This is a genomic window from Bradyrhizobium betae (assembly GCF_050632175.1).
GTDB classification, from domain to species: Bacteria; Pseudomonadota; Alphaproteobacteria; order Rhizobiales; family Xanthobacteraceae; genus Bradyrhizobium; species Bradyrhizobium betae_B.
This window is the reverse complement of sequence record NZ_CP192576.1, coordinates 3,101,011-3,121,152: the sequence shown is the minus strand read 5'-3', so window position 1 is coordinate 3,121,152 and position 20,142 is coordinate 3,101,011. Positions and strand designations below refer to the sequence as shown.

Here is a 20,142-nt window from a genome sequence, read left to right as displayed (position 1 = left end):
GATGGCGGAGTCCAATCCCGCCCTCATGGTCCCCGGCCTGCGCCGGAACATGGTGACGATCTGCGCCATGACCGCGACCATCATGCAGGCGCTGGACACCACCATCGCCAACGTCGCGCTGCCCTACATGCAGGGCACGCTGTCGGCCTCCCAGGACCAGATCAACTGGGTGCTGACCTCCTACATCGTCGCCGCAGCGATCATGACGGCGCCGGTGGGCTGGATCTCGAACCGCTTCGGCCGCAAGCGCATCTTCATCATCTGCGCGGCCGGCTTCACCTTCGCCTCCGTGCTGTGCGGCCTGGCGCAGGACATCAACCAGATGGTCCTGTTCCGCCTCCTGCAGGGCGTCTTCGGCGCCGCGCTGGTGCCGCTGTCGCAGTCGGTCATGCTGGACTACTACACGCTCCAGGAGCGTGCCAAGGCGATGTCGATCTGGGGCATGGGCGTGATGATGGGTCCGATCATGGGACCGTCTCTGGGCGCATGGCTGACCGAGAGCTATTCCTGGCACTGGGTGTTCTTCGTCAACATTCCATTCGGCGCCATCACCGTGCTTGGACTCAGCGTCTTCATGGACGAGACCAAGCAGGACACCAGCCTCAAATTCGACTGGTTCGGCTTTGCCGCGCTGGCGATCGGGATCGGCGCGCTCCAGCTCGCGCTCGATCGCGGCGAACAGCTCGACTGGTTCGAGTCGGTCGAGATCGTGACCGAGCTCATCATTTCGGGGATCGCCTTCTATTATTTTCTCGCTCACTCCTTCACGACCTCGCAACCCTTCATCCAGTTCGCGCTGTTCCGTGATCGCAACTTCGTGACCGGCTGCATCTTCATGACGGTGATGGGACTCGTGCTGTACTCGACCATGGCGCTGGCCTCACCGTATCTGCAAAACGTCATCGGCTATCCCATCATGACCGCCGGCGGCCTGCTCGCGAGCCGCGGCTTCGGCACGTTCTTCGCAATGATGATGGTCGGCCGCATCATGCGCTACATCGAGGCACGGACGCTGATCATTTCGGGTCTGACGCTGACGGCAGCCTCACTGTTCCAGATGACCGGCTGGACCGACCAGACCCAGGTGCCGGAAATCGTGGTCGTCAGCGTGATCCAGGGCTTCGGCTTCGGTCTCGTCTTCGTGCCGCTCTCGACCGTGGCATTCCTGACGCTGCCGAACGCCTTGCGCACCGACGGCACATCGATGCTGACCTTGCTCCGCAACGTCGCAAGCTCCGTCGGTATCTCGATCGTGATCGCGCAGCTGACCCAGGGAACGCGCAAGACCTACGCGATCCTGTCCGAGCACATCAATCCGTTCAACCACGCGCTCCAGATGCCCGACGTGCGCGGCATGATCAACCTCTCCACCGACGCCGGCCGCGCCATGGCGGACCGGATGGTCAGCGTGCAAGCGCAGATCATCGCATTTGCGCACGACTACATGCTGGTGATGGTCTTCATCCTCTGCACCATCCCGCTCGCCCTGATGATCGGTTCGACCAAGGCGACGCTGCGCAAGCAGAGCGCGGGGCCGGAACATGCGGTGATGGAGTAGCTATTCGAGCAGTAGCGGACCACCGTCATTGCAAGCGCAGCGGAGACAATCCAGGCTGCATCCGCGGAGATAGCCTGGATTGCTTCGTCGCAAGCGCTCCTCGCAATGACGAGTTTAGCACGAGCCGGCTACAACAGCTCCTCGCACCCCAGATCCTCCACCGCCATCATCACTCGCTCCAGATTGTTCCACCAGATTCCCGGCGGGAGGTTGATGCTCCATTGCCAGACCGGCTTGGTGATGTGCCAGAGCACCGACCAGCGATAATCCTGATCGAGCGCGCCGCGCGTGTAGCCGCCGACGCCGCAGGCGATCAGCGTCTCGTAATAGCGGTTGAGCAGCGCCCGCTCGAGCGCCTGCCGGCGCTCCGGATACCATTGCATCGCCATCATGTAGGCGAGATCGCTGGTTGGCACATTGATGCCCCACAGGTCGAAATCGAAGATGCGCACGGTGTCGGCGATTCCGGCGCGAGGCAGCAGGAAATTCCAGGTGTGGGCGTCACCATGGGCGATGCTGACATGACGGCGCGAATGATAGCGCTGCGACAGCCGGGCCGACTGCTCGATGAGGCGGCGATACAGGATGCGCCGCTCCTCACTGAGGCGATCGCCGAGCTGATCGGCGAAGCGGTCGTAATGACCGGCGAAAGTCTCCATGCGCGCCGCGCTATCCTCAGGACTCGCCCAGGTGCCGAAGGTCTGGCCGAGGTTGGGATGATCCCACCACACTGCATGCATGCGCGCCAGTGCCGTGACGGTAGCCATTGCCTGATCGCGCGACGGCGGCAGCGTCGGCACAGTCGCGAGCTCATGGCTGTCGGTGAGATCTTCGAGCAGGAGATGCCAGGCCCCGCTCGCCTCGTCGAAATGCCCGTCGAAGCAGCGCGGCACGAGCCCAGGCGGCATATGCGGCGCGAGCTGCGTGTAAAAGGCCACCTCGTGCTCGCCGCGATCTGCAGGTGTCCCGAAGAAGGCCGCTTTTGCTGTCTTCAGGATCAGCGATTGCGGCGCCCCGGCAGACTCACCGACGTAGCGCAGGCCGAGACGGACAATGTGTGACACCACCGTGTCGCGCCGATGCAGCACCTTCACTTCGCGGACGGCACCGGCATCCAGTACGCCGCCCCTGCGCAGCGCCGCCGTCAATCGGGCGGGCTCGACGACTTCAGGCAGTTGTGGAGGTGTCATGAAAGTCACGATGCCCCTGTCCCGCGCCATACTGCACGATCACACCCCCGGGCACCAGCCGCCGGCCTGATGCCCGGCGTCAAGCCGCGGCGGTCGAATCCCGCACGGTCCGGACCACGACCGACCGCAGCGATTCCAGATTGGCCGCCATGCCCGCAATCGCCTGCCTCACCTCGGCGGCGCGCTCGTTCACCGAGGCCGCGTCGCGGCTGACATTGCCGATCTTGGCCGAGACCTCCCTCGCGGAGGAGGCCGATTCTGAAATCGACCGCGCGATCTCGCGCGTCGCCGCGTCCTGCTGTTCCATCGCGGCCGCAACCGACGTCGCCACGCCGTCGATCTCGACGATGTGACCTCCCATGGTCTCGACGGCATCGACCGCGGCCTGCGTCGAGGCCTGGATTTCCGCAATCAGGCGACCGATCTCCTCGGTGGATTTGGCGGTCTGATCGGACAGTGATTTCACCTCGGCAGCGACCACCGCAAAGCCGCGCCCGGCCTCGCCGGCACGCGCCGCCTCGATCGTGGCGTTGAGCGCCAGTAGATTGGTCTGGCCGGCGATGCCGCCGATGAGATCGGAAACTTCCGCGATCTTCTTGACCGATCCGGCCAGCGCCTGGATGGTCGAACGTGCCTGTTCGCGGCCTGCGACCGCTGATTTGGTGACCGTGCTGGTCCGCGCGACCTGCCCGGCGATCTCGCGGATCGAGGCGCTCAGCTCTTCGGCGGCGGCCGAGACGGTCTGCGAACTGCCGAGCGCCTGGGTGGAAGCCGCGGCAACCGCCTGGGACTCCGAGGACAGCGACCGGGCGATCTCGGACAGGCTGGAGGCGGCGCGTTCCACCCCTTGCGTTGCTGCGCTCGCGGTGTCGACGGAGCGGCCGGTCTCGCGCTCGACGGTCTCGGCCATCTGGTGCAGGGCGCCGCGCTTGGCCGTTGCGGCCTCCTGGTCCTTCCGCAATTGCTCCTCGCGCAGGCGGGAATTCTCGACCGCGGCTTCCTTGAATACTAGCAGCGCACCGGCCATCGAGCCGACCTCGTCCCGGCGGTACGCAAAGGGAATGTCGGCGGAGAGGTCACCGGTCGCAAGCTTCTGCATGGCGCTGGTCATGCGCACGATCGGGCGCACCACGCCAAGCGCGACGCCGAGCAGACCGGCGGCGATGAAGGCCAGGACGGCCGCGGAAACACCGAGGAGGATGTAGAGGATGGAGGTGTCGCGTTCCGCGGCCAGCTTCTCCATGTCGGCATTCTGCTTGTTGGCGCTCTCGACGATGCTGTCGATGACGGCGCGATGTGCGGTGTAGGCATCCTTGACCTGCGCATAGGCGCGTTCGGCCGCGGCCATGTCCTTGCCCTTCAGGGCCGGAAGGAGCTGGTCGGAGAGAAGCTTCCAGAACTTCTGCACTTCGGCATCCGATTTCGACACCAGCGCGGTCTTCAGGTCGGCGGCCAGGCTTGACCCGACCCAGAATGCCTTGCGCTCGTCGTAATCCTTGCGGAGCTGGACCAAGCGCTCGCCATGGGCCGCCAGCTGGTCCGGCTCGCGCATGGCGAGGGTCGCTTCGAGATAGGCCTCGATGACATATTCGGGCGGCGGCAGAATGTCCGCGATGAGGTCGTTGCCGAGCTTGATGTCGGTATAGAGCGGCCCGCCGACCTTGAGCTCATGCACCGCGTACAGGCTGGTCAAGACCACAGCCGTAAAGCCGATGGCGAGAGCGACGCCGAACGCGATGATCGCGGAGGACAGCGAAAGGCGAATTTTCATGAAACGATCCAGGTCGCGCACCGAAGCCGGGGTGAGTCTAGATCAATGTGGTAAATGCGGAATTGCGCGAGCCAACCGTCGCCGCCCGCCGAACTCCGCAAAACTACGGCAATTGCCGTCGATCTGCCCGTTTTTGAGTCAGTGAAGCTGACACATGGAAGCGAAATCCATCGTGTCAGGCGCGAATACGACCCGGGTCGATCGCCCATGCGCGCGGTGAGAAGCGTATGCCGGCGACTTGACGTCGCCGACATGTCGTTGCCTCAGACGTCGAAGAACACCGTCTCGTCGCCGCCCTGCAAGCGCAGGTCGAGGCGGTAGGTCGGCTTGCCGGCTTCACGCGTCGCGATCAGCGTGGCGCGGCGATCGGCTGGCACCACCGCCAACACGGGATCGGCGGCGTTGCCGGCTTCGTCGCTGAAATAGATGCGGGTGTAGAGATGCCGCAGCATGCCGCGGCCGAACACGGCGAGAACGATGTGCGGCGCCTGCGGCTTGCCATCGGGATCGGGCACCACGCCCGGCTTGATGGTGTCGAAGGCATAGTTGCCGTCCTTGTCGGTGCCGCAACGGGCAAAGCCGCGGAAGCTGGCATTCGGCAGCGCCCGCTTGTCCTGCGGGTCGGCAAAACGGCCCTGGCTGTCCGCCTGCCAGATCTCCAGCATGACGTCAGGCACGGCGACGCCGTCGCCGTCGAACACACGGCCCTCGATGCGGACCCGATCGCCCGTGACGTCAGGCGTGAGGGTCGAGTTTGTGAACGCGTCGTTCCAAGCGTACTCGCCATTCGGCGTCAGGCCGTATTTGAAGAACGGACCGACGGTCTGCGATGGGGTGATACCGTAGTGCTTCCCGTTGTCCTGCACCTTAATGGTTCTCCATGGGGGTGGCGTTCTGGCCGCGCAGCACGATGTCGAAGCGGTAGCATAGCGCCCATTCGGGCTTGGTGTTCTCCAGGTCGAACGACGAGACCATGCGCGCCCGCGCCTTTTCATCCGGCACCGAGTTGAAGATCGGATCGAACGGGAACAGCGGGTCGTTCGGGAAATACATCTGCGTCACGAGGCGCGTGACGAAGGAATAGCCGAACACCGAGAGATGGATGTGCGCGGGACGCCAGGCATTGTGATGATTGCCCCAGGGATAGGCCCCGGGCTTGATCGTCACGAAACGATAGTAGCCGGCAGCATCGCTCACGGTGCGGCCCGCGCCCGTAAAGTTCGGATCGAGCGGCGCCGGGTGCTGATCGCGGACATGGACGTAGCGGCCGCAGGAATTGGCCTGCCAGATCTCGACCAGCGAGTTCGGCACGCCGCGGCCGTCCTCGTCGCGCACATGGCCGTGGACGATGATCCGCTCGCCGATCGGCTCGCCGCTGTGCTGGGTGGTGAGATCGTTGTCGCCGTCGCGCACGGTCTCGTGGCCGTAGACCGGGCCGGTCAGCTCCGACAGCGTGTGGCGCATCGGGATCAGCGGCTTGTTCGGCGCGCGCTTGATCGAGCTCTTGTATTCGGGCGACAGCGGCAACGGATGCGCCTTGTTGCTGTCCGTGGGATAGATGAAGGTCATTGGCGGGTTCCTCCCCCGGCCATTTCGGTCCGGCCGGTCAACGCTTTCGCCAATCATTATAGAATATAACTAATTGAGGGAAGCGGGTTTCCTTCGCCTCTCCCCGCAAGCGGGGAGAGGGGGAGAAACCACGATCAATTCAGCTTCTCGATCGCAACCGCAACGCCCTGGCCGACGCCGACGCACATGGTGGCGAGCGCGAGCTTGCCGCCGCGCTTTTCCATGCCGTGCACGGCGGTGAGCGCGAGGCGGGCGCCGCTCATCCCGAGGGGATGGCCGAGCGCGATGGCGCCGCCATGCGGATTGACGAAATCGGCATCGTCGGCGACGCCGAGCTGGCGCATGCAGGCGATGCCCTGCGAGGCGAAGGCCTCGTTCAGCTCGATCAGGTCGAAATCGCTGATCTTCTTGCCGAGCCGCTCCATCAGCTTGCGGGTCGCCGGCACCGGGCCGATGCCCATGATGCGCGGCGGCACGCCGGCCGAGGCGAGCCCGAGGATTCGGGCGCGCGGCGTGAGGCCATGCTTCTTCACGGCGGCTTCCGAGGCCAGGATCATCGCGGCGGCGCCGTCATTGACGCCCGAGGCGTTGCCGGCGGTCACCGTGCCGGGATTGCGCACGATCGGCTTCAGTTTTGTGAGGGCTTCGAGCGTGGTCTCGGGGCGCGGATGCTCGTCCTTGTCGACCGTGATGGGGCCGGCCTTGCCGCCGGGAATGGTGATCGGGATGATTTCCTCGGCGAAGTATCCGGCGGCGATTGCGGCGCCTGCGCGCTGCTGCGAGCGGATGGCGAAGGCGTCCTGATCGGCGCGCGAGACCTGGAATTCCTCGGCGACGTTTTCACCGGTCTCCGGCATGGCATCGACGCCGTACTGCGCCTTCAGCAGCGGATTGATGAAGCGCCAGCCGATGGTGGTGTCGAAGATTTCGGCGGAGCGCGAAAAAGCTTCCTGCGCCTTGCCCATCACGAAGGGGGCGCGGGTCATGGATTCGACGCCGCCCGCGATCGCAAGCTCGATCTCGCCGGAACGGATGGCGCGGCCGGCCGCGCCGACCGCATCGAGGCCGGAGGCGCAGAGCCGGTTCAGGGTCTGGCCGGGAACCGAGTCGGGCAGTCCCGCCAGCAGCAGCGCCATGCGCGCGACGTTGCGGTTGTCCTCGCCGGCCTGGTTGGCGCAACCGAAGAAGACTTCGTCCACCTGCGCCCAGTCGAGATTGGGGTGTTTTGCCATCAGCGCCTTGATCGGAGCGGCGGCGAGGTCGTCGGCACGCACCTTGGCGAGCGAGCCGCCGAAGCGGCCGATCGGGGTCCGCACGGCATCGCAGATAAAGACGTCACGCATCGTTGTTCTCCCTCAATGCCGCGGTTCGGCCAGAATTCTTCAATGTCGGCGGAGTTTTAGGAGGGCGCCCGCGGCAGGTCAATTGACGGTTTCGCGCGCGATTTGCAGGGGCCGCCGTCAACCACGCATGCCGCGCTGCGGACAACGTGGAAAACCCGTCCGTCCCGGCCAAAGCGATAGGAGCAGGTGCGGAAATTTTGTAGGTTGCGCCGCCCATGACAATGCAACAGCCGATCCCTGCACCGCCCCCTGACGAAGCACCCGCGCCGCCAGCGGAAGCCGCCGCGCGCGTCACGCCGATGATGGAACAGTACCTCGAGATCAAGGCGGCGCATCCGGGCCTCTTGCTGTTCTACCGCATGGGCGATTTCTACGAGCTGTTCTTCGAGGACGCCGAGATCGCCTCGAAGACACTTGGCATCGTGCTGACCAAGCGCGGCAAGCACCAGGGCGCGGATATCCCGATGTGCGGCGTGCCGGTCGAGCGCTCCGAGGATTATCTGCATCGGCTGATCACCGCCGGCCATCGGGTCGCGGTGTGCGAGCAGACCGAGGATCCCGCCGCCGCCAAGGCGCGCGGCAACAAGAGCGTGGTGCGCCGCGGCGTGGTGCGTCTGGTCACGCCGGGCACGCTGACCGAGGACACGCTGTTAGACGCGCGCGCCAACAATTATCTGCTGGCGATCGCACGCGCCCGTTCGTCCGCCGGCGGCGACCGCTTCGGTCTTGCCTGGATCGACATCTCGACCGCCGAATTCACGGTGATGGAATGTTCGGGCGGCGAGCTCGCGGCAACGCTCGCGCGCATCAATCCGAACGAGGCGATCGTCACCGACGCGCTCTACAGCGACAATGAGCTGAGCCAGACCTTGCGCGAACTGCCGGCGGTGACGCCGCTGACCCGCGACGTCTTCGACGGCGCCACCGCCGAGAAGCGGCTATGCGATTATTTCGCGGTCGCGACGATGGACGGGCTGGCGCAGCTGACGCGATTGGAAGCGACCGCCGCGGCCGCCGCCGTCACCTATGTCGACCGCACCCAGGTCGGCAAGCATCCGCCGCTGTCGCCGCCCGCACGCGAAGCCTCCGGCGCGACCATGGCGATCGATCCGGCGACGCGCGCCAATCTCGAACTGACGCGGACGCTCGCCGGCGAACGCCGCGGCTCGCTGCTGGACGCTATCGACTGCACGGTCACCTCGGCCGGTTCGCGGCTGCTGGCCCAGCGGCTGGCGGCACCGCTAACGGACGCGTCCGCGATCGCACGGCGGCTCGATGCGGTCAGCGCCTTCGTCGCGGACTCCGCTGCGCGCGAGGACATCCGCAGCATCCTGCGCGGCGCGCCCGACATGTCGCGGGCGCTGGCCCGTCTCTCGGTCGGCCGCGGCGGCCCGCGCGACCTCGCCGGCCTGCGCGATGGCATCATCGCCGCCGACCAGGTGCTGGCGCGGCTCGGCGAGCTCGACCGTCCACCGCAGGAGATCGGGACGGTGATGGCCGCGCTGCAAAGGCCGTCGCGAGAGCTTGCATCCGAGTTTGCCGGTGCGCTCGACGATCAGTTGCCGCTGATCAAGCGCGATGGCGGTTTCGTCCGTCAGGGCTACGAGCCTGCGCTCGACGAGGCCCGGAACCTGCGCGACGCTTCACGACTCGTGGTCGCCTCGATGCAGGCGCGCTACGCCGACAACACAGGCGTGAAGGGCCTGAAGATCCGGCACAACAATGTGCTCGGCTATTTCGTCGAGGTGACCGCACAGCACGGCGACAAGCTGATGTCGGCGCCGCTGAACACGACCTTCATCCATCGCCAGACGCTGGCGGGCCAGGTGCGCTTCACCACGTCCGAGCTCGGCGAGATTGAAGCCAAGATCGCCAACGCCGGCGATCGCGCGCTCGGGCTCGAACTTGAAATCTTCGAACGGCTGTCTGCCAAGGCACTGGCGATCAGCGACGATCTGCGCGCCGCCGCCCATGCCTTTGCGCTGCTCGACGTCGCGACCTCGCTGGCCAGGCTCGCGGTCGACGACAATTACGTGCGGCCTGACGTGGATGGCTCCCTCGCCTTCGCCATCGAGGCCGGCCGCCATCCCGTGGTGGAGCAGGCGCTGAGGCGCAATGGCGAGCCGTTCATCGCCAATGCCTGCGACCTGTCGCCCGGACCTGCGCAAAAGTCCGGCCAGCTCTGGCTGCTGACCGGTCCGAACATGGCAGGTAAATCGACGTTCCTGCGGCAGAACGCGTTGATTGCGCTTCTTGCTCAAATCGGAAGCTTCGTGCCGGCCACGCGCGCACGGATCGGCATTATCGACCGCCTGTTCTCGCGCGTCGGCGCCGCCGACGATCTCGCCCGCGGCCGCTCCACCTTCATGGTGGAGATGGTCGAGACCGCCGCGATCCTCAACCAGGCCGGCGAGCGCTCGCTCGTGATCCTCGACGAGATCGGCCGCGGCACCGCCACCTTCGACGGCCTCTCCATCGCCTGGGCCGCGATCGAGCATCTGCACGAAAACAACCGCTGCCGCACGCTCTTCGCGACGCATTATCACGAGCTGACCGCGCTCTCGGCCAAGCTGCCGCGCATGTTCAACGCGACCGTGCGCGTGAAGGAATGGCAGGGCAATGTCGTGTTCCTGCACGAGGTACTGCCGGGCTCGGCCGACCGCTCCTACGGCATCCAGGTCGCCAAGCTCGCAGGCCTGCCGCTGGCGGTGATCAATCGCGCGAAATCGGTACTGGCAAAGCTGGAGGCGCAAGACCGCGGCCAGACTGCGCGCGCGCTGGCCGACGACCTGCCGCTGTTCGCCGTGCCTTCGCGCGCCGCCGCCGAAGCAGCACCGCCGAGTGAGGCGGAACTGCTGATGGACGCGGTGAAGGCGCTGCATCCCGACGAGATGTCGCCGCGCGAGGCGCTGGATGCGTTGTATGCGTTGAAGGCCAAGCTGCCGAAACAGTGACCGCGCCGTAGGGTGCGGCAAGGCGAAGCGTGCCCACCCTGCAACGGCGAATTCGCAGCGCTTGCCTATGCCCTCGCCGCGATCGCGGCGGCTTCGCCGCGGCGCGCTGCATGCTGGTCGACATCTCGTTCGTCACCGTGCTCTGCTCCTCGACGGCGGCGGCGGTCGAGGTCACGTATTCGCTGACACTGTTGATCGCCTGCTTGATCGACCCGAGCGCGCTGACCACGTCGCCCGAGATGCCGTTGAGGCTGCCGATCTCCTGGCCGATCTTGTCGGTCGCCTGTTTGGCCTGGTTGGCGAGGCTCTTCACTTCTGAAGCGACCACGGCAAAGCCGCGACCGGCTTCGCCGGCGCGGGCGGATCTCGATGGTCGCGTTCAGCGCCAGCAGGTTGATCTGCCCGGTGATGTTGTTGATGAGCTCGACGATGCCGCTCATCGCTTGCGCGGCTTCGGTGAGACGCTGCGCCTGCGCGTCGGCGGAAGCGACCTGATCCACCGCACTCATCGCGGTCTCGCGCGATTTGGTCATCGCCTCGGATATCTCGCGCACCGAGGCATTCAGCTCCTCCGAACCAGCTGCGACCGACTCCATCATGGCGCGGACGCGCTCGTTGCCCATGCGGACCAGCACCTGCTTCGTGGTGTCGGTTGCATATTTCACGACCTTGAACGGCTTGCCGTTCATATCCATGATCGGGTTGTAGGAGGCCTGGATGTAGACCTCCTTGCCACCCTTGCCGATGCGCTTGTATTCGGCCGCCTGGTACTGGCCGCGGTTAAGCGCAGCCCAGAACTCGCGATAGGCGGCGCTGTCGCGCTCCGCCGGCTCGACGAACATGCTGTGGTGATGGCCCTTGATCTCGGCCAGCGAATAGCCGAGCGCGTCGAGGAAATTCGCGTTGGCCGCGATGATGGTGCCGTCCATGTTGAACTCGATCACGGCTTGCGCCTTGCCGATCGCTTCAATCTGGCCCGCAAGGTCGGCATTCCTGAGCTTCTGTTCGCTGACGTCGGTCGCGAACTTCACCACCTTGAAAGGCTTGCCGTTCTCATCGAAAACAGGGTTGTAGGAGGCTTGGATCCAGACTTCCTTGCCGCCCTTGCCGATCCGCTTGTATTCGGCGGCCTGGTATTCGCCGCGGTTGAGCGCGGCCCAGAACTCGCGATAGCCAGGGCTGTCGCGTTCGACAGGCGGAACGAACATGCTGTGATGTTTGCCCTGGATCTCGTTCAACGTGTAGCCGAGCGTATGCAGGAAATTCTCGTTGGCGGAGAGGACCGTGCCATCCATCGCGAACTCGATGACCGCCTGTGAGCGGTTCGCGGCCGTAACCTGCGCCCCGAAGTCGAGGTTCTGAAGACGGATCGAGGCATCGGACCATTCCACAACGACTCCCGCCCGGCTGCCGTCTTCGTTCTTCAGGGGTGTCGCGACGAGGTCGAATTTGTGGCCACCGACCTGGATCATCGCGCGATGCAGCGCGCTGAGGCTCGCCAGCATCTGGCGCTGATGCTGGGGATTCTTGTGAAACACATCGATGTTCGTTCCGACGAGCGTAGCCACGTTGAAGTGGGGCAATTCCTTCTTGAGGTCGGGCTCAGCCGCGCGCAGCAGGTCGGTCACCGCGTCATTCATGTAGACGATGTTCAGGTCGTTGTCGGCCACCATCAGGTTGGCGCTTACAGCCTTGGCGGCCATCGCAACCAATGCACCCGCATTCGACTTGCGCTTGAACATGATTCCTCCGTATCAATCTGGTTGTGCTCGCGCAGCATGGATTGATGGGCGCGATGAAATGGCCTTGAACGCTAAACTGGAAGCCAGCGGGTCCACGTATACGGATCAAGCAGAAATAAATCGCTAACTTACCTATCGAAAAACGCAGGCGCCTATCGCTGCCGCGCTCTCGCTCCGCTCAAAACACCGGAGTTTTGCGGAGATGTTCCAGGCAACACAGGTGCCAAGCGCAAGACAGATTTCGAACGCCGCGCTGAACTGCGCCACTGCAACGTGCAGAACGGCGATGACCGCACGCTATGCTTTCAAGCGTGTTGCTACGCACTCGCGGCCATGGCGGCGGCTTCCGCGGCCGCGCGCTGCATGCTGGTCGACATCTCGTTCGTCACCGTGCTCTGCTCCTCGATCGCGGCAGCCGTCGACGTCACATATTCGCTGACGTTGTTGATGGCCGTCTTGATCGAGGCCAGAGCTGTGACGACCTCGCTGGAGATGCCGTTGAGGCTGCCGATCTCCGCGCCGATCTTGTCGGTGGCCTGCTTGGCCTGGTTGGCGAGACTCTTGACCTCCGAGGCGACCACGGCGAAGCCGCGGCCGGCTTCGCCGGCGCGAGCGGATTCGATCGTCGCGTTGAGCGCCAGCAGGTTGATCTGCCCGGTGATGTTGTTGATGAGCTCGACGATGCCGCTCATCGCCTGCGCGGCTTCGGTGAGACGCTGGGCCTGCGCGTCGGCGGCGGCGACCTGATCGACGGCGCTGCCCGCGGTCTGGCGCGACTTGGTCATGGCTTCGGAGATTTCCCGCACCGAGGCGTTGAGCTCCTCCGATCCGGCAGCGACCGATTCCATCATAGCGCGGACGCGCTCGTTGCCCGTGCGGACCAGCACCTGCCTCGTGACATCAGTGGCATACTTCACGACCTTGTATGGCTTGCCGTTGAGATCCACGATCGGGTTGTAGGAGGCCTGGATATAGACCTCCTTGCCACCCTTGCCGATGCGCTTGTATTCGGCCGCCTGGTACTGGCCGCGGTTGAGCGCGGTCCAGAACTCGCGATAGGCGGTGCCGTCGCGCTCCGCCGGCTCGACGAACATGCTATGATGCTGGCCCTTGACCTCGGCCAGCGAATAGCCGAGCGCGCCGAGGAAGTTGGCGTTGGCGGTGATGATCGTGCCGTCCATGTTGAACTCGATGACCGCCTGCGCCTTGTCGATCGCCGCAAGCTGGCCATCGGAATCCGCGTTCTTCAGCTTCTCGGCGGTGACGTCGGTCGCGAACTTGACGACGCCGAACGGCTTGCCGCTCTCGTCGAGCAGCGGATTATAGCTGGCGAGGATCCAGACCTCGCAGCCGCCTTTGCCGATCCGCTTGAACTCGCCGGTCTGGCATTCGCCGCGGTTGAGCGCTGCCCAGAACTCGCGATAGGCTGCACTATCGCGCTCTTCCGCCGGCATGAAAATGCTGTGGTGCCTGCCCTGGATTTCGCCAAGCGAATAGCCGAGCGCGTTGCAGAAATTCTCGTTTGCGGTAACGACCGTGCCATCGAGGTGGAATTCAATCACCGCCTGCGCCCGGCCGATCGCGGCAATCTTCGAGGCGTCGGCGAGGCCGCGGATCTTCTTCTCGGTGATGTCGGTTGCCATCTTGACGACCTTGACCGGCTTGCCGTCACTGCCAGCCACCGCGTTGTAGGACGCTTCGATCCAGACCTCGCCGCCGCCCTTTGCGATCCGCTTGAATTCGCCCGACTGGAACTCGCCGCGATTGAGCGCCGCCCAGAACGCCTGATAGTCGGCGCTGTCGCGCTCGTCGGCCGGGACGAAGATCGAGTGATGCTTGCCCCTGATCTCGTCGAGCGAGTAGCCGAGCGCCTTGAGGAAATTCTCGTTGGCGGTGACGATCGTTCCGTCCATGTCGAATTCGATCATGGCTTGCGACCGCCCGAAGGCCTCGATCCGGGCCTGTGCATCACTGTAAGACTTGCGACCAAACATTCTCTGCTCTCCAGAATGAAATGCTCGCGGCGGAGCATTTGCGGCAGTGCCGACCTGCAATTTTCAATGAGGGGTTCCAACTGGTCTCGGCCAGATCGCGGCACGTCTGTGCCACCCCGGCAGACCACTGCTGCCCGACCTGTCGAACTGAACGGTCGAGGGCGAGAAACCCTCTAAATCAAACTCTCAAATCGATTGATAATGAAGATGCCGATTATCCGCAGGCAGCATTAATCTGAAAGTCATGTGCCGATCGAGAATTCAACGGCTTACGGGAATCACTGCGCCACGGCGATCCAGGGCCGACCACCGGGTGACTACGGAGACGCCCTGTCGCAGCCGCTCAGACGCAAAGGGACGCGGGCCGAAATCCGTTCTGCATTGGGCCGGATGCGATAACTGATTCACGCGCCCCTTCGCTTTCGTCGCCCGTTCCACCACAACGTCAGGTTCCACCCAATGCAGGTCGCTAGCGCGAGGCTCAGTCCGACCGCGGAACCGAAATTGGTGGCGCCGACGTGAACCACGGCAATCGCCATCCCGAATCCCAGCAGACCCCAGGCGGAGTTGGCGAGCACAGCGGCCGTCGGCGGTCCGCCGATGCGGGGATGCAGGATCACCATCATGCTGGAGAACACGACGGGATAGAGCGCAATGATGCCGCTGATGCGAGGACCAACCCAGCTCGACGTCGAGACGACGATGGCGACGAGGGTCGCGACCAGCGCGGCGCGCATCGGAATGTCGTACCAGCGGCGCGTCACGAGCGGCATCTTCACGTGGCGATAGCCCGCGAGCAGCGGAATGCAGATGCCGAATGCGATCAGGTTGACGGCGAGCCCAGCCGCCAGGCTCCAGTCGAACATGCGGATGACCGAAGCAATGGCGATCCAGACCGCGAAAGCGCTCCCGCAGCTCACCAGAAGACTGTGCCGCTGCGCCAGCACGACATAGGTGAGAGCCATGAAGATCGTCGCCGCGTTGACCGGAAGGCTCGACAGCGCGCCCTGTGCGATGAAGGCGGCGTCATGATCGATCGCGAGGAAGACGTAGGACGGACCTGCCGAGACCGGCAAGGTTGCGACCAACGCGCCGATCACCGGCCCCGAACGCTCGGTAATGACAGACGCCGACACGACGAACGCCGCCGCGATCGCCATGCGCAGAAAAAGGAAGAGAATGAAGTGGAGGTCGAGGGACATCTTTTCTTCTTACCCTCCCCAAGAACGGGAAGAGGCGGCTCATATGGAGCGTAGCGAAATATGAGACGGGGTCGGGTGACAGTCTCTCGACGGATGCGGTGCCCGAGTGGAGAGATCACCCCACCCCGCTCGCGCTGCGCGCGATCGACCCTCTCCCTCCGGGAGAGTCAGCAAGGTCACATCCGCTGCATCGACACCGAAACCTTCGGGCCGTTCTTGATGGTCTGATAGACCACGCAATAGCGCTCGGTGAGCTTCAGCAGCAGATCGAGCTTGTCCTGCGGCGCATCGGTGTCGACCTCGAAGCGCAGGCGGATCTCGGCGAAACCGACCGGGGCCTCCTTGTCGACGCCGAGCGTGCCGCGGAAATCGAGATCCCCTTCGGCATAGATGTTGCCGGTCTTGAGCGGCACCTCGATCGCGGTCGCAACCGACTTCAGCGTGACGCCGGCGCAGGCGACCAGCGCCTCGAGGAGCATGTCGCCGGAGCAGAGCTCGAGGCCGGAGCCGCCGGTCCCGGGATGCAGGCCCGCCATCGCAATGGCGCGTCCGGTCTCGACCTTGCAGGCGATGCCTTCGCTATCCGTTGAACCCTTGGCCTTCAAGGTGATCATCGCGGTCTTGGGATCGGCCTTGTAGCGTTCCTTGATCGGGGCCTGCATCTGGCGCAGTGCGGCGGCGTCCATTGTGTTCTCTCCCGGAAAGATCGTCTCTACGAAGTACCGGCTTGAGCCGGGATTGTCGACGACGCCGAGCGACCGCGCGGCGGCCATCCCCGCGCTATCCGGTAATTTTTTATTGTTTTGCAATAAGTTATGCTTAGATGCGAGCAGCACGATTCCGATCTCTCTGGGGCTCCCGCCGGCTGCGGGTCGGCTCGGGCAAGCATCGAACGACCACTGCCCGAGAATGGCGGGTGACAGCGCCTGCCACCTCTTATATCCGGTGAGACATGGACAGCATTGCGACTGAGCAAAAGCCAGGGATTGATGATCGCTTCGACACAGCGCGGATCACCGCCGCGGTCGACGCACTTGCCGAAAAGCACCAGGGACGTGAAGACGCGTTTCGCACGGCCATGGCGCAATTGCTCAAGGCCGAGCTGATCGCGGCGCGGGACGTCGCACAGGCGATCCTGCTCAAGGACCGCCACGGAAGGCACTGTGCCGAGCGGCTGTGCCACGTGCAGGACGAGATCATCCGCATCCTCTATTCGGCGGCGACGCGTCATCTCTATCGCTCGCCGATCCCGAGCGGGGCCGAGCGCATGGCGGTGGTCGCGACCGGCGGCTATGGCCGCGGCCTGATGGCTCCCGAGTCCGACATCGACCTGCTGTTCATCCTGCCCTACAAGCAGACCGCCTGGGGAGAGCAGGTCGCCGAAGCCATCCTGTATTGCCTCTGGGACATGGGGCTGAAGGTCGGCCATGCCACGCGCTCGGTCGACGAGTCGATCCGCCAGGCACGCGGCGACATGACCATCCGCACCGCGATCCTGGAGACACGTTTCCTCACCGGCGACCAGCCGCTCTATGACGAGCTGGTCGAACGCTTCGACAAGGAAGTGGTGCAGGGCACGGCGTCCGAATTCGTCACCGCAAAGCTCGCCGAACGCGAGGAGCGGCACCGGCGCGGCGGCCAGTCGCGTTATCTGGTGGAGCCCAACGTCAAGGACGGCAAGGGGGCGCTCCGCGACCTGCACACGCTGTTCTGGATCGCGAAGTACGTCTATCGCGTGCGCGACACCAACGAGCTGGTCGAACGCGGCGTCTTCGACGCGCAGGAATATCGCACCTTCCGCCGCTGCGCCGATTTCCTCTGGTCGGTGCGCTGCAATCTGCATTTCTACTCCGGACGGCCTGAGGAGCGCCTCTCCTTCGACCTCCAGCGCGAAATCGCGATCCGGCTCGGCTACACCTCGCATCCCGGCATGCAGGACGTCGAGCGCTTCATGAAGCACTACTTCCTGGTCGCCAAGGAAGTCGGCAACCTCACCGCCATTCTCTGCGCCAAGCTCGAGGACCAGCAGGCCAAGCCCGCGCCGGTTCTGAGCCGGATGATGGCGCGGCTGCGCCCGACCCCGGTGAAGCGGCGCGTGCCCGACAGCGACGACTTCATCGTCGACAACAACCGCATCAACGTCGCCGCCCCCGACATCTTCAAGCACGATCCGGTCAATCTGATCCGCATCTTCCGCCTGGCGCAGAAGAACAACCTCGCCTTCCATCCGGACGCGATGCGCGACGTGACGCGCTCGCTGGGCCTGATCAACGCGCAGATGCGCGAAAATCCCGAGGCCAACCGGCTGTTCATGGAGATCCTGACCTCCGACAACGCCGAGATCGTACTGCGGCGGATGAATGAGACCGGCGTGCTGGGTCACTTCATTCGCGCCTTCGGCAAGATCGTCTCGATGATGCAGTTCAACATGTATCATCACTACACGGTCGACGAGCACCTCATCCGCTGCGTCGGGTTCCTGCAGGACATCGAGCGCGGCGGCCACGACGAATTCGCGCTCGCCAGCGACCTGATGCGCAAGATCCGGCCCGAGCACCGTTCGGTGATCTACATCGTGACGCTGCTGCACGACATCGCCAAGGGCCGGCCCGAGGATCACTCGGTCGCTGGGGCCAAGGTCGCACGACGGCTCTGTCCGCGGCTCGGTTTCAGCGCCGCCGACACCGAACTCGTGGCCTGGCTGATCGAGGAACATCTGACGATGTCCACGGTCGCGCAGTCGCGCGACCTCTCCGACCGCAAGACCATCGAGAATTTCGCCGCCGTGGTTCAGTCGGTCGAGCAGATGAAGCTGCTCACGATCCTCACCACCGCCGACATCCGCGGCGTGGGCCCGGGCGTGTGGAACGGCTGGAAGGCGCAGCTTTTACGCTCGCTCTATTACGAGACCGAGCCGGTGCTGACGGGCGGCTTCTCGGAAGTCGATCGCGGCAAGCGGCTCACGGCCGCCCATGCCGAATTCCGCATGGCATTCGCCGAATGGCCGGCGGACGAGCTCGATGCCTATATTGGCCGGCACTATCCGGCCTACTGGCTCAAGGTCGAGCTCCCGCGCAAGATTCGTCACGCCCGCTTCGTCCGCTCCAGCGAGCAGGCCGGCCACAAGCTCGCGATCAATGTCGGCTTCGACGAGGTGCGCGGCGTTACCGAGCTGACGATCTTCGCCGCCGATCATCCCTGGCTGCTGTCGATCATCGCCGGCGCCTGCGCGTCGGCCGGCGCCAACATCGTCGATGCCCAGATCTACACGACGACCGACGGCCGCGCGCTCGACACGATCTCGATCTCGCGGGAATACGACCGCGACGAAGACGAGGGCCGGCGCGCCACCCGCATCGGCGAGATGATCGAGGACGTGCTGGAAGGCAAGTTGCGTCTGCCGGAGGTGGTCGCGCGGCGCACGGTGCGCAGCAAGGCGCGGCCGTTCACGATCGAGCCTGAGGTGACCATCAACAACCAGTGGTCCGACCGCTACACCGTGATCGAGATGTCCGGCCTCGACCGCCCCGGTCTGCTCTACGAGCTGACCACCGCGATCTCGAAGCTCAACCTCAACATCGCCTCGGCCCACGTCGCGACCTTCGGCGAGCGCGCCCGCGACGTGTTCTACGTCACCGACCTCTTGGGCGCACAGATCAACGCGCCGACGCGGCAGTCCGCGATCAAGAGCGCGTTGACCCATGTCATGGCCGGCGACAAGGCGGTTGCTGCACCGGCGGCGTGAGGAGCGACGCGTTGCGTCGCTAAATCTCTACGCCTTCATGCCGCAGCAGCCAGCGCTTGCGGTCCAGCCCGCCGCCGTACTTCACCAGCGAACCATCCGCGCCGATCAGGCGATGACACGGCAGGACCACGCTGATCGGGTTGGAGCCGTTGGCATGGCCGACGGCGCGAATGGCCCTGGGCGTCTCGATCCTCGCAGCGAGCGCACCGTAGCTCATCGTGGTTCCGGCAGGGATTTCGGCCAGAGCGGTCCAGACTTTCTGCTGAAACGGCGTGCCGGCGATGCGCCAGGCAATGCCTGAGAGCTGACCGAGGTCACCTTCGAAATACCTCGACAGCCCGGTCCGCAGCTCCGCCGGCGCAGGCTGATCACTCAGGTCCACCGCACCATAATGCAGGCGTAACAGCTCGCGCATGCGGTGCTCGTAATCCGCCCAATCGAGCGCACGCAGCGCCCCCTCGGCATCGGTGACGAGCAGCGCGATCCCGATCGGCGTCGCCAGGCGATCGAGGCCGAAGCTTACAGGCGGATTGGTTGATCGAGCGGCCATTGCGACACCATTGCATCGAAGCACGGCATCGCACTTGCCATGCCGGCCGTGCTAACGTCCACCCGAAAGCTGACGCTTTGGGGGAGCTCTACTTGAACTTGATCGCCAATATCCTGGTGGCGTTGGTCGCCGCACTGCACGCCTATTTCCTGATCCTGGAGATGTTTCTCTGGGACAAGGCGCTGGGGCTGAAGACCTTCCGCAATACGCCTGACAAAGCCGAGATCACGAAGGTGCTGGCGGGCAATCAGGGCCTCTACAACGGCTTCCTTGCCGCCGGCCTGATCTGGGGTCTGGTGCATGGCAACCCGGCCTTTGCGTTCCAGATCAAGGCGTTCTTCCTGCTCTGCGCGATCGTGGCCGGCGCCTATGGCGCGGCGACTGTCAGCGCGCGCATCCTGATCGTGCAGGCCCTGCCGGCGGCAATCGCGCTGGTTGCATTGTTGTTCGCCTGAGGCACGACAGCGCCGCGATCCTTGCGCGGGGCCTGCCGTTCCTTCACAATCTTCGGCAGCGATGGCGAC

Annotated in this window: 13 protein-coding genes and 1 pseudogene; 4 read left to right on the top strand and 10 right to left on the bottom strand. The window is 64.7% G+C overall.

The genetic code is table 11. The features are described from left to right. Position 1: 1 nt before the first annotated feature. The gene (locus tag ACQ86E_RS15030; RefSeq protein ID WP_431206030.1) at positions 2-1,558 is read left to right on the top strand and encodes an MDR family MFS transporter; all 1,557 of its coding nucleotides are present in this window, start codon (positions 2-4) and stop codon (positions 1,556-1,558) included. Between the two features lie 128 nt (positions 1,559-1,686). Here the strand turns inward: ACQ86E_RS15030 and ACQ86E_RS15025 are convergent, their stop codons facing one another. The 5 genes from ACQ86E_RS15025 to pcaF form a co-directional block, all read right to left on the bottom strand. Further along, positions 1,687-2,778, bottom strand: a complete 1,092-nt coding sequence (locus ACQ86E_RS15025; protein ID WP_431206029.1) for a phosphotransferase family protein — start codon at positions 2,776-2,778, stop codon at positions 1,687-1,689. A gap of 49 nt (positions 2,779-2,827) precedes the next feature. Beyond that, a complete protein-coding gene (locus ACQ86E_RS15020; protein WP_431206028.1) occupies positions 2,828-4,519 on the bottom strand; it encodes a methyl-accepting chemotaxis protein in 1,692 nt (563 codons plus the stop codon). A gap of 263 nt (positions 4,520-4,782) precedes the next feature. Then, the gene (gene pcaG, locus ACQ86E_RS15015) at positions 4,783-5,385 is read right to left on the bottom strand and encodes a protocatechuate 3,4-dioxygenase subunit alpha (protein WP_431206027.1); all 603 of its coding nucleotides are present in this window, start codon (positions 5,383-5,385) and stop codon (positions 4,783-4,785) included. 1 nt (position 5,386) lies between these two features. Next, positions 5,387-6,088 carry a protocatechuate 3,4-dioxygenase subunit beta gene (pcaH, locus tag ACQ86E_RS15010; protein ID WP_431206026.1) on the bottom strand — a complete coding sequence of 234 codons (702 nt, stop codon included), beginning with the start codon at positions 6,086-6,088 and terminating at the stop codon, positions 5,387-5,389. Positions 6,089-6,222: 134 nt separating this feature from the next. Further along, positions 6,223-7,431 carry a 3-oxoadipyl-CoA thiolase gene (gene pcaF, locus ACQ86E_RS15005; RefSeq protein ID WP_045010212.1) on the bottom strand — a complete coding sequence of 403 codons (1,209 nt, stop codon included), beginning with the start codon at positions 7,429-7,431 and terminating at the stop codon, positions 6,223-6,225. A 215-nt stretch (positions 7,432-7,646) separates the two neighbouring features. Between pcaF and mutS the strand changes: the two genes are divergently transcribed. Next, positions 7,647-10,385, top strand: a complete 2,739-nt coding sequence (gene mutS, locus ACQ86E_RS15000) for a DNA mismatch repair protein MutS (protein WP_431206025.1) — start codon at positions 7,647-7,649, stop codon at positions 10,383-10,385. Positions 10,386-10,450: 65 nt separating this feature from the next. Here the strand turns inward: mutS and ACQ86E_RS14995 are convergent. The 4 genes and pseudogenes from ACQ86E_RS14995 to ACQ86E_RS14980 form a co-directional block, all read right to left on the bottom strand. Then, positions 10,451-12,127: pseudogene (locus tag ACQ86E_RS14995) on the bottom strand (methyl-accepting chemotaxis protein). A 317-nt stretch (positions 12,128-12,444) separates the two neighbouring features. Continuing rightward, positions 12,445-14,121 (bottom strand): methyl-accepting chemotaxis protein, encoded by a 1,677-nt coding sequence (locus ACQ86E_RS14990; protein ID WP_431206024.1) that lies wholly within the window; start codon positions 14,119-14,121, stop codon positions 12,445-12,447. Positions 14,122-14,525: 404 nt separating this feature from the next. Beyond that, complete coding sequence (locus ACQ86E_RS14985; RefSeq protein ID WP_431206023.1) at positions 14,526-15,323, bottom strand: hypothetical protein; 798 nt, start codon at positions 15,321-15,323, stop codon at positions 14,526-14,528. A 176-nt stretch (positions 15,324-15,499) separates the two neighbouring features. Continuing rightward, on the bottom strand, positions 15,500-16,009 hold the full coding sequence (locus tag ACQ86E_RS14980) for an OsmC family protein (protein ID WP_431206479.1): 510 nt from the start codon (positions 16,007-16,009) through the stop codon (positions 15,500-15,502). Positions 16,010-16,275: 266 nt separating this feature from the next. On the opposite strand from ACQ86E_RS14980, the gene ACQ86E_RS14975 reads away from it, so the two are divergent. Continuing rightward, positions 16,276-19,068, top strand: a complete 2,793-nt coding sequence (locus tag ACQ86E_RS14975; RefSeq protein WP_431206022.1) for a [protein-PII] uridylyltransferase — start codon at positions 16,276-16,278, stop codon at positions 19,066-19,068. Positions 19,069-19,087: 19 nt separating this feature from the next. Here the strand turns inward: ACQ86E_RS14975 and ACQ86E_RS14970 are convergent, their stop codons facing one another. Beyond that, positions 19,088-19,618: a methylated-DNA--[protein]-cysteine S-methyltransferase gene (locus ACQ86E_RS14970; protein WP_431206021.1), complete on the bottom strand. Its 531-nt coding sequence runs from the start codon at positions 19,616-19,618 to the stop codon at positions 19,088-19,090. Between the two features lie 98 nt (positions 19,619-19,716). Between ACQ86E_RS14970 and ACQ86E_RS14965 the strand changes: the two genes are divergently transcribed. Then, positions 19,717-20,073, top strand: a complete 357-nt coding sequence (locus ACQ86E_RS14965) for a DUF1304 domain-containing protein (protein WP_431206478.1) — start codon at positions 19,717-19,719, stop codon at positions 20,071-20,073. The last annotated feature ends 69 nt before the right edge of the window (positions 20,074-20,142 follow it).